The 21523-nt window shown below is 67.4% G+C and carries 22 protein-coding genes; 7 read left to right on the plus strand and 15 right to left on the minus strand.

Annotation, left to right across the window (positions count from 1 at the left end; genetic code table 11):
* Position 1: 1 nt before the first annotated feature.
* Both ACM6LU_RS07410 and ACM6LU_RS07415 read right to left on the minus strand, forming a co-directional pair.
* Entirely contained in the window at positions 2 to 520 is a 519-nt protein-coding gene (locus tag ACM6LU_RS07410; protein ID WP_414936782.1) for a MarR family winged helix-turn-helix transcriptional regulator, read from the minus strand.
* A gap of 511 nt (positions 521 to 1031) precedes the next feature.
* Positions 1032 to 1559, minus strand: coding sequence for a TetR/AcrR family transcriptional regulator (locus ACM6LU_RS07415; protein ID WP_414936783.1), 528 nt, complete (start codon positions 1557 to 1559; stop codon positions 1032 to 1034).
* A gap of 91 nt (positions 1560 to 1650) precedes the next feature.
* Between ACM6LU_RS07415 and ACM6LU_RS07420 the strand changes: the two genes are divergently transcribed.
* Both ACM6LU_RS07420 and ACM6LU_RS07425 read left to right on the plus strand, forming a co-directional pair.
* A complete protein-coding gene (locus ACM6LU_RS07420) occupies positions 1651 to 3135 on the plus strand; it encodes an MFS transporter (protein WP_414936784.1) in 1485 nt (494 codons plus the stop codon).
* 19 nt (positions 3136 to 3154) lie between these two features.
* The gene (locus ACM6LU_RS07425) at positions 3155 to 4543 is read left to right on the plus strand and encodes an FAD-binding oxidoreductase (RefSeq protein ID WP_414936785.1); all 1389 of its coding nucleotides are present in this window, start codon (positions 3155 to 3157) and stop codon (positions 4541 to 4543) included.
* Between the two features lie 8 nt (positions 4544 to 4551).
* On the opposite strand, the gene ACM6LU_RS07430 is transcribed toward ACM6LU_RS07425, so the two are convergent.
* From ACM6LU_RS07430 to ACM6LU_RS07445, 4 genes are all read right to left on the minus strand, one after another.
* The gene (locus ACM6LU_RS07430; protein WP_414936786.1) at positions 4552 to 5265 is read right to left on the minus strand and encodes a DedA family protein; all 714 of its coding nucleotides are present in this window, start codon (positions 5263 to 5265) and stop codon (positions 4552 to 4554) included.
* A 54-nt stretch (positions 5266 to 5319) separates the two neighbouring features.
* Positions 5320 to 5721 (minus strand): hypothetical protein, encoded by a 402-nt coding sequence (locus tag ACM6LU_RS07435; protein WP_414936787.1) that lies wholly within the window; start codon positions 5719 to 5721, stop codon positions 5320 to 5322.
* A gap of 17 nt (positions 5722 to 5738) precedes the next feature.
* A complete protein-coding gene (gene nagA, locus ACM6LU_RS07440) occupies positions 5739 to 6941 on the minus strand; it encodes an N-acetylglucosamine-6-phosphate deacetylase (protein ID WP_414937121.1) in 1203 nt (400 codons plus the stop codon).
* 91 nt (positions 6942 to 7032) lie between these two features.
* The gene (locus tag ACM6LU_RS07445) at positions 7033 to 7608 is read right to left on the minus strand and encodes a SigE family RNA polymerase sigma factor (protein WP_101611345.1); all 576 of its coding nucleotides are present in this window, start codon (positions 7606 to 7608) and stop codon (positions 7033 to 7035) included.
* A 164-nt stretch (positions 7609 to 7772) separates the two neighbouring features.
* Between ACM6LU_RS07445 and ACM6LU_RS07450 the strand changes: the two genes are divergently transcribed.
* Positions 7773 to 8057 (plus strand): YciI family protein, encoded by a 285-nt coding sequence (locus tag ACM6LU_RS07450; RefSeq protein WP_414936788.1) that lies wholly within the window; start codon positions 7773 to 7775, stop codon positions 8055 to 8057.
* A 4-nt stretch (positions 8058 to 8061) separates the two neighbouring features.
* On the opposite strand, the gene ACM6LU_RS07455 is transcribed toward ACM6LU_RS07450, so the two are convergent.
* From ACM6LU_RS07455 to ACM6LU_RS07480, 6 genes are all read right to left on the minus strand, one after another.
* Entirely contained in the window at positions 8062 to 9057 is a 996-nt protein-coding gene (locus ACM6LU_RS07455) for a PDR/VanB family oxidoreductase (protein ID WP_414936789.1), read from the minus strand.
* Positions 9054 to 9932 (minus strand): metal-dependent hydrolase, encoded by an 879-nt coding sequence (locus ACM6LU_RS07460; protein ID WP_414936790.1) that lies wholly within the window; start codon positions 9930 to 9932, stop codon positions 9054 to 9056. The genes ACM6LU_RS07455 and ACM6LU_RS07460 overlap by 4 nt, the downstream gene beginning before the upstream one ends.
* Positions 9929 to 11401, minus strand: coding sequence for a flavin-containing monooxygenase (locus ACM6LU_RS07465; protein WP_414936791.1), 1473 nt, complete (start codon positions 11399 to 11401; stop codon positions 9929 to 9931). The genes ACM6LU_RS07460 and ACM6LU_RS07465 overlap by 4 nt, the downstream gene beginning before the upstream one ends.
* Before the next feature lie 80 nt (positions 11402 to 11481).
* Positions 11482 to 11955, minus strand: coding sequence for a pyridoxamine 5'-phosphate oxidase family protein (locus ACM6LU_RS07470; RefSeq protein WP_414936792.1), 474 nt, complete (start codon positions 11953 to 11955; stop codon positions 11482 to 11484).
* A 6-nt stretch (positions 11956 to 11961) separates the two neighbouring features.
* Positions 11962 to 12852, minus strand: a complete 891-nt coding sequence (locus tag ACM6LU_RS07475) for an SDR family oxidoreductase (protein WP_414936793.1) — start codon at positions 12850 to 12852, stop codon at positions 11962 to 11964.
* Positions 12853 to 13001: 149 nt separating this feature from the next.
* Positions 13002 to 13913 (minus strand): aldo/keto reductase, encoded by a 912-nt coding sequence (locus ACM6LU_RS07480; RefSeq protein ID WP_414936794.1) that lies wholly within the window; start codon positions 13911 to 13913, stop codon positions 13002 to 13004.
* A 50-nt stretch (positions 13914 to 13963) separates the two neighbouring features.
* Here ACM6LU_RS07480 and ACM6LU_RS07485 point away from each other — a divergent pair, with 50 nt between their 5' ends.
* The gene (locus ACM6LU_RS07485) at positions 13964 to 14785 is read left to right on the plus strand and encodes an LLM class F420-dependent oxidoreductase (protein WP_414936795.1); all 822 of its coding nucleotides are present in this window, start codon (positions 13964 to 13966) and stop codon (positions 14783 to 14785) included.
* Between the two features lie 83 nt (positions 14786 to 14868).
* Positions 14869 to 15900 carry a class II fructose-bisphosphate aldolase gene (fbaA, locus tag ACM6LU_RS07490; protein ID WP_414936796.1) on the plus strand — a complete coding sequence of 344 codons (1032 nt, stop codon included), beginning with the start codon at positions 14869 to 14871 and terminating at the stop codon, positions 15898 to 15900.
* 268 nt (positions 15901 to 16168) lie between these two features.
* On the opposite strand, the gene ACM6LU_RS07495 is transcribed toward fbaA, so the two are convergent.
* Positions 16169 to 17386 (minus strand): hypothetical protein, encoded by a 1218-nt coding sequence (locus tag ACM6LU_RS07495; protein WP_414936797.1) that lies wholly within the window; start codon positions 17384 to 17386, stop codon positions 16169 to 16171.
* A gap of 276 nt (positions 17387 to 17662) precedes the next feature.
* On the opposite strand from ACM6LU_RS07495, the gene ACM6LU_RS07500 reads away from it, so the two are divergent.
* Positions 17663 to 18070 carry a DUF3151 domain-containing protein gene (locus tag ACM6LU_RS07500; RefSeq protein ID WP_414936798.1) on the plus strand — a complete coding sequence of 136 codons (408 nt, stop codon included), beginning with the start codon at positions 17663 to 17665 and terminating at the stop codon, positions 18068 to 18070.
* Positions 18071 to 18136: 66 nt separating this feature from the next.
* On the opposite strand, the gene ACM6LU_RS07505 is transcribed toward ACM6LU_RS07500, so the two are convergent.
* A complete protein-coding gene (locus ACM6LU_RS07505) occupies positions 18137 to 19363 on the minus strand; it encodes a lipase family protein (RefSeq protein WP_414936799.1) in 1227 nt (408 codons plus the stop codon).
* A gap of 134 nt (positions 19364 to 19497) precedes the next feature.
* On the opposite strand from ACM6LU_RS07505, the gene ACM6LU_RS07510 reads away from it, so the two are divergent.
* Complete coding sequence (locus ACM6LU_RS07510; protein WP_414937122.1) at positions 19498 to 20079, plus strand: TetR/AcrR family transcriptional regulator; 582 nt, start codon at positions 19498 to 19500, stop codon at positions 20077 to 20079.
* On the opposite strand, the gene ACM6LU_RS07515 is transcribed toward ACM6LU_RS07510, so the two are convergent.
* The gene (locus ACM6LU_RS07515; RefSeq protein WP_414936800.1) at positions 20076 to 21395 is read right to left on the minus strand and encodes a GGDEF domain-containing protein; all 1320 of its coding nucleotides are present in this window, start codon (positions 21393 to 21395) and stop codon (positions 20076 to 20078) included. The genes ACM6LU_RS07510 and ACM6LU_RS07515 overlap by 4 nt on opposite strands.
* Positions 21396 to 21523: the final 128 nt, after the last annotated feature.

Below are 21523 nucleotides of genomic sequence, written 5' to 3' on the forward strand. Positions count from 1 at the left end.
TTCAGGCCCCCTTGGCCTTCGACGCCGACGCGGGGTCGGCGAACTGTGGAGATGTTTTTTCGATGTCGTCGTTCAGCCGGTGGAACAGCGAGTTGAGGGTTTCCCAGTCCGCGTCGGACCAGCCGCCGAGTACTTCGGCGAGCCACTGATTCCGTTGCTTGCGGTTCTCCTCGAACACCCGGAGTCCTTCGGCGGTCGGTGCGAGCAGGCAGGCGCGGCCGTCTTCGGGGTCGGCCAGGCGCTCGACCAGCCCGTGCTGGACGAGGGAGCTCGACTGCCTGCTGATGGTCGAGATCTCGGAGTGCAGGAACTCGGCGAGCTTGCTGGTCCGCTGGGGCCCGACGTGGATGAGGCAGAAGAGGATCGCGTACGCGGCCCGCTCGATGCCGTCCGGCCCCTGCTTGGACACCTGGGACTTCGCCCGGTTGACCAGGCGGACGAGCCGCACGAGCTCGTGCCCGAGGGTGTCGGCCAGATCGAGGTCGGACTTCGACCTGGTGCCGGGTGTCGTGGGTGTCATGATCGTCTCTCTCGCCGGTTGCTTGGTCACTGCAACTAGTTGCCTAGAGCAAGGATGTTCCTCTCGCCGGAGCTTCGCAAGGAGAAATGACCTTGTGTGTCGGACAACACTTTAGTTGTCGCATGCAAGCACATTTATTCGTGCATGTTTGTCCGGTTCGCCCGTCTTGGGGTGCTGGGCAGGCCTTTTGCTCGCCCTGGAACAAGCCGGGCCGGTCGCGCTCTCCCTCTACGACGCCGAAGCCGGCGCGATCCTGATCTCGATCACCGCGCCGCGCGCCAAGGCGCTGGTGGACCGCATTTAGTCCTCTAGTTGCGGTACTTGCACGCGCAACTACCGCAACTAGAGGACTAAACGCGGGCGGTGGTGACGATGCCGAAACGCACCGGGCCGGCGGGGTGAAGGGAACCTTCCTCGCGTGGAATGCGGCGAAAGCGCCCTTCGCCGCGTGAGACGCGGTGGCGCCTGGCGCGGCGCGCCAGACCGCAATTAGAGGACTGAACGCGAGGGGTCAGCGCTGGATGCGGGCCGTGATCTCGTCCATCCGGTCGAGCAGGTGAGTCGGGTCCTCGCCGCCGAGCGCGGCCCGCAGGTAGAGCCCGTCGCCCACCAGGATGACCAGTTCCGCGGTCAACGGATCATCGACGTTCTCGCTGATCATGGCGTGGATCTTCTTGTTGTAGGCCTTCACGAGGTCGGCGACCCGCGGCTCGTTCAGCAGGATTCGGATCGTAGCCATGGTCGTGCGGTGCAGTGGCTTCTGCATCGTGACGTCGGTGATCGCGGTGCGCAGGTAATACAGGACCACCCCTTCGGGTGCCTTCCGTGCGCGCTCCATGTCCTCGTCCGACAGTCTCGCCAGCCGCTCCATCATGCCGTCGACCAGGGCGTCCTTCGAGCCGAAGTGGTAGAGCAGGCCGCCCTTCGACACCCCGGCTTGCGCGGCGACGGCTTCCAGGGTGATGCCACCGGGGCCCTGTTCGATGAGTATCTCCTCGTACGAATCGAGGATGCGTTCCTTCGCCGAGGGCTTCGCCATATCAATTGACTATACCGTCCGGACGGTTTATCTTCGAGTGAGACGGTAACTGTACCGTCCAGACGGTTTACCTACTTGAGGAGAGTGCGCCATGGCGGGGCGCAAGCAGTGGTCGGCGTTGGCGGTACTGGTGCTTCCGGTGCTGCTGATCAGCGTGGACATGACGGTGCTCGGGTTCGCGCTGCCGTTCCTTTCCGAGGATCTGGCGCCGACCGGTGCGGAGCAGCTGTGGATCGTCGACATCTACTCGTTCATGCTGGCGGGCCTGCTGGTCCTGATGGGCACGCTCGGCGACCGCATCGGACGCCGCAAGCTGCTGCTCATGGGTGCCGCGGCGTTCGGTGCCGCGTCGGTGCTCGCGGCGTTCTCGACCAGCGCGTTCATGCTGATCATCGCCCGGGCCCTGCTCGGGGTCGGCGGTGCGACGCTCATGCCGTCGACACTGTCGCTGATCCGTAGCATCTTCCTCGATCCCAAGCAGCGCCGGACCGCGATCGCGGTGTGGAGCGCCGGGTTCTCCGGCGGCATGGCACTCGGGCCGGTGCTCGGCGGCTGGCTGCTGGAGCACTTCTGGTGGGGTTCGGTGTTCCTCATCAACGTCCCGGTGATGCTGGTGCTGCTGGTCGTCGGACCGTTCGTGCTGCCGGAGGCGCGTGACCCGAAGCCGGGCCGCTTCGACCCGTTGTCGGCCCTGCTGTCGCTGGCCGCGATGCTGCCGGTGGTCTACGGCATCAAGCTGATCGCCGAACACGGTTTCACGTGGAAGGCCGCGGTCAGCATCCTGATCGGTCTCGCGCTCGGTGTCCTGTTCGTCCGCAGGCAGAACCGCCTCGACGAGCCGATGCTCGACCTGAAACTGTTTTCGAACCGGGCCTTCAGCGGTTCCGTCGTGACGAACATGCTCGGCGTGTTCGCCATGGTCGGCCTGCTGTTCCTGGTGCCGCAATACCTGCAGCTGGTGCTCGGGCTGACCCCGGTCGTCGCCGCGCTGTGGATGCTCCCGGCGACGGTCGCCGGTATCGCCGGCGCGCTGCTCGCGGCATGGCTCGCGAAGCGGATCCGGGTTTCCGTGCTGGTCAGCGTCGGTCTGCTGGTCGCCGCGGTCGGGTTCCTTGCGCTGACGCAGGTCTCGTCCGGCGGTGGGCTCGCGTACGTCGTGGTGTCGTTCACGCTGCTCGGGGGCGGTGTCGCCCTGTCGGAGACGCTCACGAACGACCTGGTCATTTCGGCCGCTCCGGCCGAGCGGGCCGGGGCCGCGTCGGCGATCTCCGAGACCGGATTCGAGCTGGGCGGCGCGCTCGGCACCGCCATCCTGGGCAGTGTCGCGACCGCGGTCTACCGGTCCGGCCTGCCGGAGGGCACGGCCGAGGCCGCGCGAGACACACTCGGCGGTGCCGTCGCCACCGCGCAGCAGCTCGCCCCCGCTGAGGGTCAGGCGCTGCTGGAGTCGGCTCGTGAGGCCTTCACCCAGGGTGTGCAGGTCACCGCATGGGCGGGCGTGGCCGTGCTCGTCTATACAGGTGTTCAGGCTTTCATTTTGCTAGATCGGAAGAAAAGTTCCGCAGTGCGGATCTAATCGAGCCTACGATGAGGGCATGAGCAACGACGCCTTGGTCACCCGTCTCCGCGAGCATCTCGGCAAGGCCGCGGTGCTCACCGACTCCGATGTCACGGACGCCTACTCGCGCGACATGATGCCGCTCGCCCCTGGCGGCAAGCCGCTCGCGGTGGTGCTGCCGTCCGACGTGGAAGGGGTGCAGGCCGTGGTCAGGGCCTGCGCGGAGTTCGAGGTGCCGATCGTGCCCCGCGGCGCCGGCAGTGGCCTGTCCGGTGCCGCGAACGCGATCGACGGCTGTGTCGTGCTGGTGCTGACCAAACTCGATCAGATCGTCGAGATCGACGAGGGCAACCGGCTCGCCGTCGTGCAGCCCGGCGTGGTGAACCTCGATTTCCGCAACGCGGTGGAGAAGCACGGCCTGTTCTATCCGCCGGACCCGTCCAGCTACGACTGGTGCACTCTCGGCGGCAACCTGTCCACCAACGCCGGTGGACTGTGCTGCGTGAAGTACGGCGTCACCACGGATTCCGTGCTGGGCTTGGAAGTCGTGCTCGCCGACGGGTCGCTGCTGAAGACCGGGCGCCGCACGGTGAAGGGTGTCGCGGGCTACGACCTCGCGCGGCTCTTCGTCGGCAGTGAGGGCACGCTCGGCGTGATCACGCAGGCGACCGTCGCGCTGAAACCGTTGCCGCAGCCGCCTTCCACCCTCGTCGCGGCCTTCAACAGCACGGAGGCCGCCGGTGCGGCCGTCGCGCGAGTCGTGCGCGAGGGACTGGTGCCGTCGCTGCTGGAGATCATGGACGCGACCTCCATCAAGGCCGCCGAGGCCTACCTCAAGACCGACCTCGGCACGAGCGCGGACTGCAAGGCCTTGCTGCTGGGGCAATCCGACGCAGGCGGCGAGGTCGCGCGGCGGGAACTCGCGGCGCTGGAACAGATCTGCATCGACTGTGGCGCGGACCTGGCCTACGCCACCGAGGATCTCGAAGAGGGCAAGATGCTGCTGCAGGCGCGGCGGGTCGTGCTCACCGCGCTGGAACTGTACGGCGTCTGGCTGACAGACGACGTCTGCGTGCCGCGCACCCGCATCGCCGAACTGATCGCAGGCTGCGAGCGGATCAGCGAAGAAGTGGGGTTGCGGATCGCCGTCGTCGGCCACGCCGGTGACGGCAACATGCACCCGACGATCGTCTACTCGCCCGACTCCGAAGAGGAATTCGCCCGCGCACGGAAGGCTTTCGACGCGATTCTGGAGGTCAGCCTGTCGCTGGGCGGGACGGTCACCGGCGAGCACGGCATCGGCCGGATCAAGCGCGAGTGGCTTGCCAGGGAGATCGGCGAGGTGGGCCTTCGTGTCCACCGTCAGATCAAGCAGGCCCTCGACCCGGGAAACCTCTTCAACCCGGGCTCGATGTTCTCCCTCTGAACGGCGGGTCAGTCGCGTACGCGCGGGATCTGCTGCGTCGCGTCCATGTCCACGGCCGGAGCGGCGGCGGGCGCGTGCTTCTTCTCGCGGCGCGCCTTCAGGTACTCGATCACGATCGGCACCACGGAGATCAGCACGATCAGGATGAAGATCGCGTCGATGTTGTCGCGGACGAACGGAATGTCGCCGAGCAGGTGGCCGAGCGCGGTGATCCCGGCGGCCCACAGGATGCCGCCGATGACGGTGTAGGTGAAGTACTTCTTCGGGTCCATCTTGCCGATGCCCGCGATCCAGGTGATGAACGTCCGCACGAACGGCACGAACCGCGCCAGCACGACCGCCTTCGGCCCGTGCTTCTCCAGGAAGGCGTGCGTCTGGTCGACGTACTTCTTGTTGAAGAACTTCGAGTCGGGCTTGCGGAACAGCCAGGGCCCGATCTTCCAGCCGAGGCCGTAGCCGAGCAGGTTGCCGAGCAACGCCGCGACGGTGACCAGGACGCAGACCAGCCACAACGGCGCTTCGATCGAGCCGCTCGCGATGAGCAGGCCCGCGGTGAACAGCAGGGAGTCACCGGGCAGCACCGGGAAGATGCTGCTCTCGATGAAGATGATCAGGCAGAGCACCGTGATGACCGGGACGGTCAGCCCGCTCAGCAGGTGCATCGGGTCCAGCCACTCCGGCAGGAGGCCCATCGTCGTCACGTTGTTCTGCGCCAGGATCACACCAAAACGGTACAGGGTGACGCTGAGTGCCTTGACCCGACGGCTGAGGGCGGTTCAGATCAGCGTGAGCAGCCCGACCACTGAACCGGCGGCCAGCCCCAGCAGTACAGCCAGCAGCAATACCCAGTACGCGGGCAACGGCGCGCTTCCGGGCGAAGGCGCCGGAGGTGGCGTCGGACGCTCCGCCAGCCTGGCCGTTTCCGCGTCCTCCAGCGCGACGCGCTCCCGTTCGAGCGAGCCGGCACCGGCACCGGAGAGCAGTCCGTACTGCAGCGGCAGCTCGTGTTGCCCGGTGGACGGCTCAGGGGCCTCCGCGTCGTTCGGATCACTCTTGGTGTCCGATTTGACCGGGTTCTCGACGGAAGCCTCAGTGATCCGTTCCGCCGAAGGGGCGAAAACGGCCTGAGCGCGCAGAGCGTCGGCTAGGAGTTTCTCCGGGTCCTTGGGCTCGCTCATCCGGACTCCTCTCGCCGCTACCCGTCGCTGACCGACACACCGCCTTCGACCGCACCGCTCAGTGGGGCCGTGGCGCTCAATGTAGCCGCAGCCTCGTCCTTGACCCACTCGCCCTGGCGCAGCACCTTGGCCGGTCGAAGGTCGCGGTCGAGCACGACGACGTCGGCCGCGAGCCCGGCGCGCAGCGACCCGGTGCGGTCGGCGATGCCGAGCAGTTCGGCGGGCCGTCCGGAGGTCGCGCGGACGGCGTCGAGCAGGTCGATACCCGCGCCGCGGACCAGGTTGCGGAAGGCCGCGTCCATGGTCAGCGTGCTGCCCGCGAGCGAGCCGTTCCCGGCCAGCGTGGCGACACCGTCGCGGACGTCGACCTCGAGGCGGCCGAGGATGTAGCTGCCGTCGGCGGCGTCGGTGGCCGACATGGCGTCGGTGATGAGCACCGTCCGGCCCTTGCCGGCGTGGTGCGCGGCCAGCCGCAGCACCGTCGGGTGCACGTGGACGAGGTCGCAGATCAGTTCGACGGTGACGCGTTCGTCGTCGAGGAGGGCACCGATCGGGCCCGGCTCGCGGTGGTGGAGGGGCCGCATGGCGTTGAAGAGGTGCGTGGCGACGGAAGCGCCCGCGTCGATCGCGGGGATGATCTGGTCCTCGACGCCGTCGGTGTGCCCGATGGCGGCGATGACGCCCGATTCGGCCAGTTGCCGTACCGCCTTGATCCCGCCGTGGAGTTCGGGGGCGAGGGTGACCATCCGGATTTCGCCGCGGCCCGCGCCGAGCAGCGCGTTGACCGTCGCCGTGTCCGGCTCGATCAGGGTCGCCGGGTCGTGTGCCCCGCAGCGCGCCTTCGAGATGAAGGGTCCTTCGAGGTGAATTCCGGCAAGTTCACCCTCTTGGACCAGCTCTCGCAGGGCCGCGATCTGGTCCCTGAGCACCGGAATGGGGTCCGAGACGAGGCTGCCGAGCATGGTCGTGGTCCCGTGTCGCCGATGCGCGCGCACCGCGCGGAACAGCTCCTCGGGATTCCCGCTGGAGAACGACCCGCCCCCACCGCCATGGCAGTGGGTGTCGATGAAGCCGGGCACCACCAGGCACCCGTCTACAGGGACGCGGTCGATGTCCGGGGGTGTCCCGGTACCGACTTGGACGATCTTGCCGCCGGCGATAGCCAGCCAGCCGTCGTCGAGTACACGGTCCGGGGCGACGACCCGGCCGCCCACGATCACGAAATCTCCGGCGCCTCTCACGCCCCCCAGCATATATTGGTCTGGACCAGGCATGGCGGCACAACCCAGCGCTCGAGATCGAAGCCGGGTGTCAGTTCGGCGACTGCATCGCTTTCTGCAGTGCCTCCAGCGCCCGGCTGGCGGTTGACTTCACGGTACCTTTCGAAATACCGGCGGCCTCGGAAATCTCGGCCTCACTCAGCCCACCGTAGTAACGGAGCACCAGAACTTCGCGCTGACGGGGCGGCAGTTTGGACAAAGCGCTCACCACGGCCTGATGTTCACTCGACAGCATGGCGAGGCTTTCGGCCGAACGCGCGTTGACGGCGTGCGGCGCGACGTACTCGCGAGCTGTCTTGCGGCGGCGCAGCACACTGCGTGATCCGTTGACCACCGCGGTGCGCAGATAGCCGACGGCCGCGGCGGCGTCCCGCAGCTTTCCCCAGTTGCGGTGCAGCCCGGTGAACGCCTCCTGGACGACGTCCTCGGCCGTGGCCGGTTCGTCCACGAGCAGGATGGCCAGCCGGACGAGCCGCATCCGATGCTGGCGATAGAGATCCTCAAGGGTCAGCGGTGCCGCAGGCGGCGGTGGCGTGACCGGTCCGTCCATGGTGCGCAGATGGCCGAGGGTCACCTCGACACTGCGTTCCGCGTTGCCCTCGAGCATGTACCCCTACCTGTTCATTTACCCCTTTGAAGCACAACCTGTGCGTGGCGCGCGATCAGCGTATCGGGTCGGGCGGGACCTCTGCCTGATCGGATCCTGAGAACGCCTTCCGGAGTCGGATAGCGTCTGGGACGGCACTGTTGAAGCGATCTTGGGAGACGTCGATGGCCTGGTTCCTGGTGGAGATCCGGTACGTACGGGAGAAGTTGGAGGATGTGCGTCCCCGGCACCGGGAATTCCTCTCCGGCCTCGCCGACCAGGGCGTTGTCGCGCTCGGTGGGCCGCTGGGAGACGACTCCGGTGGCATCTCGCTCTACCAGGCGGCCGACGAGACCGCGCTGAACGAGATCATCGACCAGGATCCATACCACCTGGAAGGCGTTGTCGCGGAGCGCACCGTCCGCGAGTTCAAGCCGGTGATCGGGGCCTGGCTGCCGCGGGAATCCTGACCTGTCAGAGATCGAGGGTGACCGGCTCGCGTTCGACGCAGATCCGGACGCGGTCGCCGGTCACCGTCGGCAGCTCGCAGGTCCCGCAGAACCCCTGGCGGCACGAATACGCGATACCGGGCACGGTTTCGCGAAGGACGTCGAGTGTCGTCCGGTCGGCGGGCACGTCCAGTGTCACGCCGCTGCGGGCCAGTTCGACGCGGAACGGCCGGCCGCCGACGATCGGCGGCGTCGAGAACCGTTCGAAGAACACCGGTCCGGACGTCCGCAGCGCCGCGTCCGTCCGGACGCCGACGATCATCGGAATCGGGCCGCAGCAGTAGATCGGGGCACTCTTTTCTGCCCCTTCGAGCAGTTCCGCGCCCGAGGCGGGGATCCCGTACTCGGTGTCCGGACGGATCCGGACACGACCTTCGAATTCGGACAATTCCTCCAGGAACGGCATCGAAGCCCGGTCGCGGCCGGTGTAGACCAGCCGCCAGTCCGCGCCGGAGGCCGCCGCCTGTCGCACCATCGGCAGGATCGGCGTGATCCCGATACCGCCCGCGACGAACAGGTAGGCGGGGCTCGCGACGAACGGGAACGCGTTGCGCGGGCCGCGCACCGTGATCCGCGTGCCCTTTTTCAAAGCGTGCACCGCCGTCGATCCCTCACCGAGCAGCCGGACGCCGACGCGGTAGGCCGAGCGGTCGTCCGGGTCGCCGCACAGGGAGTACTGCCGGACCAGCCCCGGCCGCGGTGAGAGGTCGACGTGCGCGCCGGGCCGCCACCGGGGCAGCGGTTCGCCGTTTTCGTGCACCATGCGCACGCTGACCACGCCTTCGGCCTCGACGCGGACGTCATCGACGATCAGCGGGAGATCGCGATCGACGGCGGACACCGGAGGACGACGGCGTCCGCTTACCCCACTGAGCCTGCGGTACAGCGCGACGACACCGGTCAGCGACGCCATCACGTGGTCGGTCCGCCCGCTGCCGTCGAGCCGCAGCGGTCGCGTCATCGTGGATGGTCGGCCGCCAGCGCGGCCGGTGAGCCCGCGAGGTACGCGACAGCCTGATCGGTGTCGCCGGTTTCGCCTGGATGATAGGACTTCCGGAAGTACGGCCGGATCTCACGCCGCAACTGCTTGCCTGAGGGCAGAAGCCCGAGTTTCGCCACTCGCAGATATGTCTTGAAACTTGTCTTGCCCGGCCTGGTCGGGTCGTTCTTCATGAGGAACCTGGTGCCGCGCAAGAAGACCCACGCGAGCACCGGGGTCACCACGAGCATGCTGCGCACGCGACGCCCGTAGCGGCCGTCGAGGTGCATGAACAGGTCGAACGCCACAGAGCGGTGCTCGACCTCTTCGGCGCCGTGCCAGCGCAAGAGATCCAGCATCGTCGGGTGCGCGTTCGCGTCGTCCAGTTCCTTGGCGTCGAGGATCCATTGGCCGAGGAACGCGGTGTAGTGCTCGATCGCGGCGACGATCGCGAGCCGTTCGATCAGCCACTCTTCCCGCCGTTCGGCGGAAAGCGCACGATCGCCGAGCAGGCGGCGGAACATCCACTCCATCTGCGCGATGTACGGCCGCACGGTGACGCCCGACGCTTCGAGGTGTTCGGCGGCACCGTCGTGCGCCTCGGCGTGCATGGCCTCCTGGCCGATGAAACCGAGGACGTCCTCCTTGAGCCGTTCGTCGCGGATCAGCGGCACGGCCTGCTTGAACACCTCGACGAACCAGCGTTCGCCCTCCGGCAGCGCCAGGTGCAGCACGTTGATCGTATGCGTCGCCTGCGGCTCGCCGGGGATCCAGTGCATCGGCAGCGACGCCCAGTCGAACTCGACGTCACGCGCGTGCAGGACGATTTGCTCGTGGTCTTCTTGCCGAGCGGTCATGACGCCCGCCCGCTGAGTTCGTAGTCGGTCGCGTCGACCTTGCGGGTCTGGAGCCAGTAGCGCCAGGTGAAGCCGGGCCAGATCGTCCGGTTGACGCCCTTCGCGTCGAGATACCAGCTCTTGCAACCGCCCTGGGTCCACACCCCCTTGACGAGCTTTTCCTGGATCTCGCGCTGGAACTTCTCCTGCACGCCGGGCCGCACGTCGAGCGCCGCGGCGCCGCGCGAGTCCGCGAGCCTGATCGCGTCGACGACGTACCGCGACTGCGATTCGATCATGAACACTACGGAGTTGTGGCCCAGCGCGGTGTTCGGGCCGAGGAGGAAGAAGAGGTTGGGGAAGCCGGAGACGCTGATCCCCTTGTGCGTGCGCATCCCCTCGGTGGCCCACTCCTTGGCGAGGTCGCGGCCGTCGATCCCGGTGATGTCCAGGTATTCCAGGGCATCCGTGACCTTGAAACCGGTGCCGTAGATGATCGCGTCGACCTCGTGCTCGACGCCGTTCCCGTCGACGACGCTGTGCGCCTTGACCTCGCGGACACCATCGGTGTTGACGTCCACATTGGACCGGCCGATCGCCGGGTAGTAGTCGTTGGAGATCAGCACCCGCTTACAGCCCATGGTGTAGTCGGGGGTGATCTTCTTGCGCAGCGCGGGATCCTTGACGCCCTTGCCGATGTGGCGCTTCGCGATCACCTGGCCGGCCTTCATCATCGCGGGGTGGCCGTTGAAGCCGATCGCCCGCGCTTCGAGGAACCAGTAGAGCGCGTTGCGGTAGAGCCGCTGTACGCCGGGGACGCGGCGGAACGCGGTCTTGGCCCAGCCGGGCATGGCGTGGTCCGGCTTCGGCATGATCCACGGCGGCGTGCGCTGGAACAACGTCAGCTCGCTGACCTCGGGGGCGATCTCCGGCACGAACTGGATCGCGCTGGCGCCGGTGCCGACCACGGCGACCTTCTTGCCGCGCAAATCGTATTCGTGGTTCCACTGCGCGGAGTGCCAGGTCTGGCCCTTGAACTTCTCGATCCCTGGCAGCTTGGGGACCTGCGGGATGTGGAGGCCGCCGACGCCGGAGACGACGAACCGGGCCTCGATCGTCTTGCCCGCCTTGGTGTGGACATGCCAGCGGCGCGAGGTCTCGTCCCAGTCGGCGCCGGTGAGTTCGACGCCGAACCGGATCCTGTCCCGCAGCCGGTACTTGTCGGTGACGTCCTTGAGGTACTGGAAGATCTCCGGTGCCGGCGAGAACGACCTCGACCAGTCAGGATTCTGCTCGTACGAGAACGAGTACATGTGGGACTGCACGTCGCAGGCGCAGCCGGGGTACGAGTTGTCGCGCCACGTACCGCCGACTTCGTCCGCCTTCTCCAGGATCACGTAGTCGGAGATCCCGGCCTTTTCGAGCTGGATGGCCTGGCCGAGCCCGGAGAATCCGGTGCCCACGATCACGACCTTGAATCGCTCGGTCATTCTGCGCCCTCCGTGTCGCGGCTCTCTTGCGCAGATGACGTTACCGGAAGTAACAGTTACTTTCTAGTACGACTTACCGGTCAGTATGTTCCGCCGAGCTTCGAGTGGTCCCAGCTCACGATCTTGGTCGGGGTGAAGATCAGCCCGATTCGCTTCGCGGCCTGCTTGGCGATGAAGCCGGCGAGCTCGTCTGGCACCGGCTCACCGGGCTTCGCGCCCGCGTACCGCTGGGTCAACGTGATACCCATCTGGGTGACCATGAGCGTGTCGGTGACGACCTCGACGTCGGCCTCGATGGAGATCCCGCGGAGCTTGTCGTAGGTGTCGCCGTCCTCGATGAGCACGGTGGCACGCGGGTCGCGTTCCAGGTTCTTCGCCTTCTGGGACGAGCCGTATGTCCAGGTCGCGATGCCCGACCCGTGGGGGTAGTACCAGAGCGGGGCGAGATGGGGGCGGCCGTTGGGGCCGATCGTCGCGACGTTGATGACTTTCTGCTCGTCGAGATACACGGTGAGCTCATCGGGTGTCATGCGGATCTGGTCGCGACGCGACATAGGTGGTCAGCCCTTCTTCGTAGCCGCCCGGCCTGCCTGACCGGTTATCGAAGATTCGTACGCGCCACGCTGCTCGATGTCCACGAGCGCGGCCGCGTCCGCCTTCTTGATCCGGCTCTTCGCGCCGAGCTCGATGATCGGCGGCAGGAACGCGCGGATCAGCTTGAGCCCGCCGACCCAGCGCGGGACGTGGATGGTGCGGGCGCGCTTGTTGACCCCGGTCTGGAGGAGGTCGAGCGCGACGGACAGCGGGTAGGTCTTGCCGAGCAGGCCGGGCATCCCGGTGCGGAGCTTGCCGAAGACCGGGTGTTTGTCGGCGCTTTCGACGAGGTCGGTGCGGATCCAGGTGGGGTGCGCGACGCCGACCTGCACACCGAGGTGGGCGACTTCGGCGCGGAGGCTGTTGGAGAACGCCTCGACGCCCGCCTTCGCGGCGGCGTAGTTGGCCATGCCGGGAGCGTGGGTGATCGCGGCCAGCGAGGAGATCGCGAGCAGGTAGCCCTTGCGCTCGATGACGTGCGGGATCGTGACGCGGAAGGTGCGCCAGACACCGAGGAGGTCGACCTCGATGACCTTCTCGAAGGCGGCCGGATCCACCGACCGGACGAAACCGGAGGTCGCGATGCCGGCGTTCGCGATGACGATGTCGATCCCGCCGAAGTGCTCGACGACACCGGCGGTGGCCCGCTCGAGGTCGTCCCAGCTGGTGACGTCGGCTTCCCAGGCGTGGGCGGCGGGGCCGATCCTGTCGGCGACCACCTGCTGTTCCTTGGCTTCGATGCCGACCAAGGCGACCTTCGCGCCCTGCGCGGCCAGGCGTTCGGCGAGTCCCGCGCCGATGCCCCTCGCGGCGCCGGTGATCAGGACGACCTTGCCGTTCACGCTGTTCTTGGCCACGTTGCCTCCTCGTCCGAGCCCTACGGCTTTTCGGACGGTACCTCAACCTACCCGGAGTAAGCTACCCGCAAGTAAGTCCGCGTTTCGTCCTCTGGTTGCGGTAGTTGGTAGTGCGAACTACCGCAACCAGAGGACGAAACGCGGGGGTTTCAGCGCGAGGCGGCGGTGAGGGCGTCGACCTCGTCGGCGGTGAGGGCGAGGTCGGCCGCGGGCAGGAGGTCGTTCAGCTGCTCGACCGAGCGCGCGCTCGCGATGGGCGCGGTGACGGTCGGCCGCGCGAACAGCCACGCCAGCGAGACCGCCGCGACCGAGACGCCACGGTCGGCCGCGATCGCGTCCAGCGCGGCGAGGACACGCTCTCCGCGTTCGTCCAAATAGGACGAAGCTCGGGCAGCGCGCGGGCTGTCGCCGATGGCGTCCTTCGAGCGGTACTTCCCGGCGAGGAAACCCTTGGCCAGCGCGAAATACGGCAGGATGGTCAGGCCTTCGCGCTCGACCGTCGGCGCCAGTTCGGTCTCGTAGTCCCGCTCGACGAGGTTGTAGTGCGGCTGCAGGACGGTGTACTTCGCCAAGCCTTCACGGTCCGAAATGGACAGTGCATCGGACAGTCGTTCGGCGGAGTAGTTCGACGCCGCGATGTAGCGAACCTTGCCCGCGCGCACGAGTGCGTCGAAGGCCCGCAGCGTCTCTTCGATCGGGGTCTCCGGATCGTCGATGTGCGCGTAGTAGAGGTCGATGTGGTCGGTCTGAAGCCGTCGAAGCGAGTCTTCGGCCGCCGCCGCGATGTTGGCCGCGGACAGGCCTTTCCGCTCGTCCCACATGCCGGTCTTGGTCGCGATGACGACGTCGTCGCGACGGCCCCGGTTGGTCAGCCAATTGCCGATGATCGTCTCGGAGCCACCCTTGGAGTACAGGTCGGCGCTGTCGACGAAGTTGCCGCCCGCCGCCGTGTAGGCGTCGAGGACGGCGAAAGACTGCTGCTCGTCCGCGGTCCAGCCGAAGACGTTCCCGCCGAGGTTGATCCCCCGGACGTCGAGGTCGGTGTTGCCGAGTTTCGCCATGTCCCGAACTTAAGGGAAGACATCGGCAGGGGTTGGTGTTAGCTCGGATCATGGGACTCGAACTCGGCAGAATCGGTATCTGGCAGCTCGAAGGCGTGCTCACCCCCGAGCTCGCACGCGAGGTGGAAGAACTCGGCTACGGCGCCATCTGGATCGGCGGCTCGCCGTCCGGCGACCTCGCGAAGGCGGAGGAACTCCTCGACGCGACGAAGTCGATCAAGGTGGCCACCGGCATCGTCAACATCTGGAAGGACGACGCGGCCACGGTCGCGGAGGCGTACAAGCGCGTCGCCGCGAAGCACCCGGAGCGCTTCCTGCTCGGTGTCGGCGCCGGGCACCCGGAGCACACCGCGGAGTTCAAGAAGCCGTACGTCGCGCTCGTCGAGTACCTCGACGCTCTCGACGCCGCCGGAGTGCCCGTCGAAGGCCGCGCGCTGGCGGCTCTCGGCCCGAAGGTGATCAAACTCGCAGGAGACCGCACGGCGGGGGCCCACCCGTACCTGATGACGCCGGAGCACACGCGTCAGGCGCGCGAGATCCTCGGCGAGGGACCGCTGCTGGCGCCTGAGCAGAAGGTCGTCCTCGAGACCGATCCGGCGAAGGCCCGCGCCGTCGGCCGGAAGTCCGTGGCGTTCTACCTCGGCCTGGTCAACTACACGAACTCCCTGCGCAAACTCGGTTTCACCGACGGGGACCTGGCAGGCGAAGGCAGCGACAAGCTGGTCGACGCGCTGGCCGTCCACGGCGACGCGGAGGCCGTCGCCCGTGGTGTCACCGCGCATCTCGAGGCCGGGGCGGACCACGTGAACATCCAGGTACTGAACTCCGACCCCCTGCCGGTCTACCGGGCGCTCGCCGGCGTCCTGCTCTGACGCGACGGCTGTAGGCACCTCCCGGCCGACCTCGTACGATGCGGCCGAGAGGTGCACCAGCCTGCTTCGAGGAGGAGTAAACGATGCCCATCGCCACCCCCGAGGTCTACGCGGAGATGCTCGACCGGGCGAAGGCGAACGAATTCGCCTACCCGGCCATCAACGTGACCTCGTCGGAGACCCTGAACGCCGCGATCCGCGGGTTCGCCGAGGCGGAGAGCGACGGGATCATCCAGTTCTCCACCGGCGGCGCGGAGTTCGCGTCCGGCCAGAAGGTCAAGGACATGGTGACCGGTTCGGTCGCGCTCGCCGAGTTCGCCCAGGTCGTGGCCGCCAAGTACGACGTGAACGTCGCGCTGCACACCGACCACTGCCCGAAGGACAAGCTCGACGGCTTCGTCCGCCCGCTGATCGACATCTCGGCCGAGCGGGTCAAGAACGGCCGGAACCCGCTGTTCCAGAGCCACATGTGGGACGGCTCCGCGATCGACCTCGACGAGAACCTCGAGATCGCGCAGGAACTGCTGGCCAAGGCCGCGGCCGCGAACATCATCCTCGAGGTCGAGATCGGCGTCGTCGGCGGCGAGGAAGACGGCGTCGAGGCCGAGATCAACGAGAAGCTGTACACCGCCGAGGGCGACTTCCTGAAGACGATCGACGCGCTCGGTTCCGGCGAGAACGGCCGCTACCTGCTGGCCGCGACCTTCGGCAACGTGCACGGCGTCTACAAGCCCGGCAACGTGAAGTTGCGCCCGGACGTGCTCAAGGGCGGACAGGAGGCGGCGTCGAAGAAGCTCGGCCTCCCCGCCGGCTCGAAGCCGTTCGAGCTGGTCTTCCACGGCGGTTCCGGTTCGCAGCCGGAGGAGATCCGCGAGGCGGTGTCCTACGGCGTCGTGAAGATGAACGTCGACACCGACACGCAGTACGCCTTCACGCGTCCGATCGCGGAGCACTTCTTCAAGAACTACGACGGCGTCCTGAAGATCGACGGCGAGGTCGGCAACAAGAAGGTCTACGACCCGCGTAGCTACTTGAAGGCCGCCGAGACGGGCATGGCCGCTCGCATCGTCGAGGCCGCTCAGTCGCTGGGTTCGGCGGGCAACAAGCTCTCCTGACCCTCGCGGAAACCCGTGGAGGCCTCCTTGCCACCCTGAAGGTCAGGGGCTCGGCAAGTCGCTGATCCGGGCTTTTCATCGCTAGTGCCCGCAAGGGCCGAGCGGGGAGGATTTGGGACGTTCACCGTCCGAAATCCTCCCCGCTCGGGGGCATGTCCGTGAACATCGGTCGATGCGGCTCCGCAACCGGCATGACCCCGCGACGATGAGCCGCCCGACCTGCAAGACCTCGACTCTGCCGAGACCCTGAGCCTCACGGACCCAGACCTCAGCCTGCCGGAAGCTCTGTGCGGCTCCGGCGTTTCTCCAGCCGCGAGTTCACCGCCCGCGTCCCCGGCCCGGCGGCGGCCCACAACGCGCCGACCCCGACCAGGCAGACCGCGGCCGTCCAGTAGGCCACCGGCGGCGCCGACTCCGTATGCGCGTCGCCGAGGATCCATGGCCGGAACTGCGACTGCACCCACAGCATCCCGTAGCCGAACGCCGTCACCAGCAGCGCGCCGACCCCCGCCGTCAGCAGCGGATGCCCTCGGCCGATGCGGAACGCCAGGTCGACCGCGAGCCCGACGGCGAGCAGGTAGAACGGCACGACCGAGATCGGGAAGCCCATCCCGAGTAGCAGCGGCCACATCACCAGCCGGTAACCGAGATAGGCCGCCGCGACCGTGGTGCCCGCCCAGCGGAAACCGGTCGTGTACCGCGCGAGCGCGAAGATCAACGCCATCACGCCGATGCCCCACAGCGGGTAGACCCAGTCGTCGATCGGCATCGTGAAGTACTCGACGGCCACCCGGTCGACCGGGTGCCCGATCTGGCTCGCGGCGAAGTTCAGCAGTTCGGGCTCCGCCTCGGGCGTGCCGCGCTCCCAGGCGCGCAGGCCGAGGATGCCGTACTCCTGCTGACCGTTCGGGAAGAAGGTGTTCTCGAGGAAGAACGCCCACAGTCCGATGAGGACACCGGTGCGCGTCCGGCCGGGCTTGGCGTACTTCAGCCAGCCCATGATCACGCCCGCCTGCATGATGCCCGTGCCGATGTAAAGCATCATGTGCGACGGGCTCCACGCGGTCAGGTCGAGGCCGTTGACGCGGTGGTTGATGACGTCCAGCGGCGCCGCGATGAGGAACACCACGAGCCCGATCTGCATCAGCCGCAGCGAGCGTCGATCGGCGCCCATCCCGGTGTAGCTGTGGATCGCGACCAGCACCATGATGATCACGGTGCCGACGGTGTTGATCAGGTGCGGCGGGGCGAGGTCGTCCCGGAGCCACATGAAATGCCACGACATGTCCCAGGACGAGCCCACCAGTTTGAAGGCGAACGCGGCGAGCCACATGCCGTAGCAGAAGTTCAGCACCCAGTCCGGTGTCGCCTGTCCTGGCGCGCCACGGTGCCAGTGCAGCTTGAAGAACAGCCTCGTCTTCGCGATCGGACTGCGGGGGATGACACCCGGCGAGAGGTCCCCGGTCACTTCTGTCGCCTTTGTCATGCCCGACATCTTCCCTGCTCCAGGTCACGGGATGGGCAATTGGGGTCGAAAATCGGGGTTCACCCGTAGGGGTGGCGGATTTGCGGCCGGCGCGCGAAGCGGGGCAAGGTGTGCCGCCATGATGCCGAAACGACTTGTCGCGGCGGTCCTCGTCGCCGCTCTGGTGCTGGCCGGTGGGGGCATTCTCGTCAGCCTGTTCTTCTGATCACAGCACGATGTGAAGTCTCCGTCGGGCGCAGGGCGCCCTTCGGAGACCGTGTCGGCACAATGGCCTGCATGACGAACCTCCTCGGCCCCCAGCCGACGCACCTTCCCGAGCACACCGCCGCGCAGGCGGCGCTGGACGCCGGGAGCGACCCGGCCGCCGTCGCCGCCGAACACCCCGACTACAGCGAGGCCTGGGCTTCGCTCGCCGAGAAGGCGTTCGACGCAGGCGAGACCGTCGCCGCCTACGCGTACGCCCGCACCGGTTACCACCGCGGCCTCGACCAGCTTCGCCGCGCGGGCTGGAAGGGACACGGACCGGTGCCGTGGGCGCACCGCCCGAACCAGGGCTTCCTGCGTTCCCTCGCCGTCCTCGGCAAGGCCGCCGGCAAGATCGGCGAGTCCGAGGAGTACGACCGCTGCAGGACCTTCCTCAGCGACTCGGACCCCGCCGCCGCGGAGGCGACCGGCCTCAAGTGACGTGAGATGACCGGAACTTTCCTTGCAAAATTTGCAAGGAAAGTTCCGGTCATCACATCGGTGGCCCTAGAACAACCCGCAGTTCCCGAAGGCGGGCAGCCCCGCGAAGCGACCCTCAAGCCAAGCGAAAGCCTCTGGGAACGCCCGGATCGCCCCGCCGACGTGCGTCGGAACCAGCGAAGTCGAGAACTGCACCTTCGCACCCTTCGCGCACCACGAGCGCGCCATGGTCCGCCCCTGCGCGTAGGGCACGATGTCGTCGAGTGCACTGTGGACGACCAGCGTCGGCGCGCCCGGTTTCCGCGCTCCGATGAGCTGCTCGTCGACCCGCGCCTTGAACGGCTCTTCGCCGAGGTACGCGGTCAGCGGCCTGCCGTCCTTGGTCAGGGTCTTCGACTGCGTGAACGCGTGCCCGAAGATCGCGCCAACGGTGCACTCCTGCTTGACCTTCTCGAACGCTTCGACGCCCTTCGCGTTGAGCAGGGTCGGGATCTTCAGCTCCGGATACGCCGCGTCCATGCTGACCAGCGTGAACCCGAGGAACCCGAAGGCGTAGTGCCCGTCGATGTTCTTGCCGACCTCGGCCAGGTTCGCCGGGACGGCGCCCGCGTACGAGCCCTTCAGCTTGAGTTCGGGCGCGTACGACGGCTGCAGTTCGGCCGCCGACGCCGACGCCCCGCCGCCCTGCGAGTAACCCGCGGTCGCGACCGGGCCGCTGTCCGGCAGGTTCGCTTCGGGCAGGCGCTGTGCCGCGCGGATCGAGTCGAGGACGGCGTTGCCCTCTGCGACGCGGTTGACGTACGTGTGAACGCCAGGAGTGCCGAGGCCCTCGTAGTCGGTGACGACGATGCCGTAGCCGCGAAGCAGCAGCCCGGCGATGAAGGGCCCTTCGTACTCCATGCCCGCGGAGAGGGCCTTCGACGGCGCGCACTGGTCGCCGACGCCCTGCGTCCCGGCCGCGTAGCCGATGAGCGGCCGCTCGCCGGGCCCGTTCCACGCCTTCTTCGGCGTGAGGACGGTGCCGGTCACGGCGTTGGGCCTGCCGTGGGTGTCGGTGCTGCGGTACATGATCCGTTGAACGTTCGCGTCGGCCTTGATGAGTTTCACGGGATCGACGTAGAACGTGGACGGTTCGTGCCGGATGATGTCGCCGGGAACACCCGCGGGCAACGGCGACGGGGGATCGTAGAAGGACGGGGCGGCGACGGCCTGCTGTGCCCCGAAGGTCAGCAGGGCCGCGATGGTGGCCGCTGAGACGGCTGCGGACACACCGCGCCGGGATCCTGGACGCATGCTTGCTCCTCGTTGAGCACAAACATTTTCGACAGAGATGTCGAAAAAGAGAGTCAGTGAGGTGGCGCATAATGTCAAGTCCGGCGCCGAGAGGAAGACCGCGCAAGCTCCCGCTCGGTGAGCAACGCGCCAGGGTGCTGACTTCGGCGGCCGGTGTCTTCGCCGCGCACGGCGCGCAGGCCGCGACGATCGAGCAGATCGCCCGGCGCGCGGGGGTGTCCCGTCAAGCCGTCTACGAGCAGTTCAGCGACCGTACGACACTGTTCGCGCAGGTCGTGGCGGATATCGAGGAGCGGGCCTTCGAGGCGATCGGCGCGCCCGCCCTCGACCTTTCGCAGCCTGAACTCCGATCTTGGGCGCGCGGCAACTACGCCAACATGTTCGCCTTCGTCGCGGCGAACCCCGACGCGTTCCCGGTGCTGCGCGAGGCGGAACGCATGGGCGATCCGGCCCTCACCCGGCTGCGGGAGCGGCTCGCGGGTGTCTACACCGAGGCGAGCCGTCAGCGCTGGGCGCGCCACGGCGTCGACTCTGGCCGTGCGGACAAGGCCCTGGTCACCTTGTTCTTCGCGATGACCGAAGCACTCGTCCAGGCGAGCTGGGACGGCGAGCCGCCCGACGCGGACGCGCTCATCGACCTGCTCACCGAATTCACCGTCGGCGGCGTGGTCCGCCTCAGGACCGAGGCCGCCGACGTGATGGAACGGTTGCGTTAAGCCGCGACGGCCTCCAGAGACTTTTCAGCCTCTTCGGCGACCGCCGCCAGGTCCGGTGAGGACACGACGCGGTTGCGTCCGTTGCGTTTCGCCGCGTAGACGGACGCGTCGGCCGAGGCCATGACCTCGTCGATCGTCCGGCCGTCGAGCGGGAATGCCGCGACGCCGACCGACGCCGTCCGCTGCTCGATGACCACGTGGTTGCCCTCGTTGTCCTGAGTCCTGATGACCATTTCGCTGATCCGCTGCCGGATGCGCTCGGCGACCGCGACGGACTCCTGCTTCGAAGACGAGGTCAGGAGTACGACGAACTCCTCACCGCCGAAGCGGCCGGCGAGGTCCTGCGCCCGGGTTTCGCCCTTGACCAGCGCCGCGACGCCCTTGAGCACGTCGTCGCCCGCCAGGTGGCCGTAGGTGTCGTTGATGCTCTTGAAGTGGTCGAGGTCGATCATCAGCGCGCCGAACTGGCCGTTCTCGCGCTCGGCGCGCGCGACCTCGCGGACGGCGCCCTGCTGCCAGGTGGTGGCGTTGAGCAGCTGGGTCTTCTGGTCGGTGGTGGCGAGTTCTTCGAGCTGCTTGATCAGCACCGAACGCTGCAGCAGGTACAGCGGCAGGAAGACGAGCAGCACGAGCACCGGCTGCTGAGGTAGCACGGCGAGCACCAGCGCGCCGATGCAGACCGTCGACGCTTCGAGGATGTTGTCGTCCCACGAACCGAGGAGCGTCTGGATCGTCGCCTTCTTCGGCGCCGCGAAGTACAGCCCGGTACCGGTGAAGACGGCGTTCATCAGGAAGAAGGCGAGGCTCGCGGCGCAGATCGACGTCACCGACGCCACGTCGGCGCCGACGACCTGCACGGCCGCCCAAGCGGCGAAAGCGGTCAACGTCATGGAGGTGGCGTTCGCCACAGTTCGGTGGGGGTTGACCGTGCGAAGGCCTGCCCAACTGCGATATCCGAGGTGAAGATAGATCACGGTCACGAGAAGTGCGGTCAACTGGGGCGGCAGCAGAATCGCGCCGGGCAGCACCCAGACCGAGGTCATGTTGATGTGCGGGGTGACGCTCATGCTGCGCCTCTGCCGCTCGATCCGGCGGGTCGCCTCGGTGTGGGCGATGGCGAGCCCCGCGAGCAGGAAACACAGCAAGACCTGCGAAGACGTGATGGCGATGGATGTGGCGAAGACCCCCGTCAGTGCCAGCATCGTCGCCACGGACAGCCCGGTGTAGGCGATCCAGTGCTCAGGCCTCTTCCACAGCTCCCACGTCGCTACCGTGAGAGCCGAACGATGTCCAGCGCGTTCCTCCGATGTGATCATCTTTCCCCCTGACTCTTGCGTCATTCTCCGAAACCCCCTACTTACGGACAGCTTCTACCGACTTGCGGGCTGTCGACAAGGGCCCTAGGTGTGTACTTTTCTCTGAGTGGTCGAGGGAAAGGTGCCAG

The sequence above is a fragment of the Amycolatopsis sp. cmx-11-51 genome (assembly GCF_047608665.1).
Taxonomy (GTDB): domain Bacteria; phylum Actinomycetota; class Actinomycetes; order Mycobacteriales; family Pseudonocardiaceae; genus Amycolatopsis.

Excerpts from the sequence above, each read along its gene's own strand:
- ACM6LU_RS07410 (WP_414936782.1), bottom strand. The coding sequence starts at position 520 with ATGACACCCACGACACCCGGCACCAGGTCGAAGTCCGACCTCGATCTG.
- ACM6LU_RS07415 (WP_414936783.1), bottom strand. The coding sequence starts at position 1,559 with ATGGCGAAGCCCTCGGCGAAGGAACGCATCCTCGATTCGTACGAGGAG.
- ACM6LU_RS07420 (WP_414936784.1), top strand. The coding sequence starts at position 1,651 with ATGGCGGGGCGCAAGCAGTGGTCGGCGTTGGCGGTACTGGTGCTTCCG.
- ACM6LU_RS07425 (WP_414936785.1), top strand. The coding sequence starts at position 3,155 with ATGAGCAACGACGCCTTGGTCACCCGTCTCCGCGAGCATCTCGGCAAG.
- ACM6LU_RS07435 (WP_414936787.1), bottom strand. The coding sequence starts at position 5,721 with ATGAGCGAGCCCAAGGACCCGGAGAAACTCCTAGCCGACGCTCTGCGC.
- ACM6LU_RS07445 (WP_101611345.1), bottom strand. The coding sequence starts at position 7,608 with ATGCTCGAGGGCAACGCGGAACGCAGTGTCGAGGTGACCCTCGGCCAT.
- ACM6LU_RS07450 (WP_414936788.1), top strand. The coding sequence starts at position 7,773 with ATGGCCTGGTTCCTGGTGGAGATCCGGTACGTACGGGAGAAGTTGGAG.
- ACM6LU_RS07455 (WP_414936789.1), bottom strand. The coding sequence starts at position 9,057 with ATGACGCGACCGCTGCGGCTCGACGGCAGCGGGCGGACCGACCACGTG.
- ACM6LU_RS07460 (WP_414936790.1), bottom strand. The coding sequence starts at position 9,932 with ATGACCGCTCGGCAAGAAGACCACGAGCAAATCGTCCTGCACGCGCGT.
- ACM6LU_RS07465 (WP_414936791.1), bottom strand. The coding sequence starts at position 11,401 with ATGACCGAGCGATTCAAGGTCGTGATCGTGGGCACCGGATTCTCCGGG.
- ACM6LU_RS07470 (WP_414936792.1), bottom strand. The coding sequence starts at position 11,955 with ATGTCGCGTCGCGACCAGATCCGCATGACACCCGATGAGCTCACCGTG.
- ACM6LU_RS07480 (WP_414936794.1), bottom strand. The coding sequence starts at position 13,913 with ATGGCGAAACTCGGCAACACCGACCTCGACGTCCGGGGGATCAACCTC.
- ACM6LU_RS07485 (WP_414936795.1), top strand. The coding sequence starts at position 13,964 with ATGGGACTCGAACTCGGCAGAATCGGTATCTGGCAGCTCGAAGGCGTG.
- fbaA (WP_414936796.1), top strand. The coding sequence starts at position 14,869 with ATGCCCATCGCCACCCCCGAGGTCTACGCGGAGATGCTCGACCGGGCG.
- ACM6LU_RS07495 (WP_414936797.1), bottom strand. The coding sequence starts at position 17,386 with ATGACAAAGGCGACAGAAGTGACCGGGGACCTCTCGCCGGGTGTCATC.
- ACM6LU_RS07500 (WP_414936798.1), top strand. The coding sequence starts at position 17,663 with ATGACGAACCTCCTCGGCCCCCAGCCGACGCACCTTCCCGAGCACACC.
- ACM6LU_RS07505 (WP_414936799.1), bottom strand. The coding sequence starts at position 19,363 with ATGCGTCCAGGATCCCGGCGCGGTGTGTCCGCAGCCGTCTCAGCGGCC.
- ACM6LU_RS07515 (WP_414936800.1), bottom strand. The coding sequence starts at position 21,395 with ATGATCACATCGGAGGAACGCGCTGGACATCGTTCGGCTCTCACGGTA.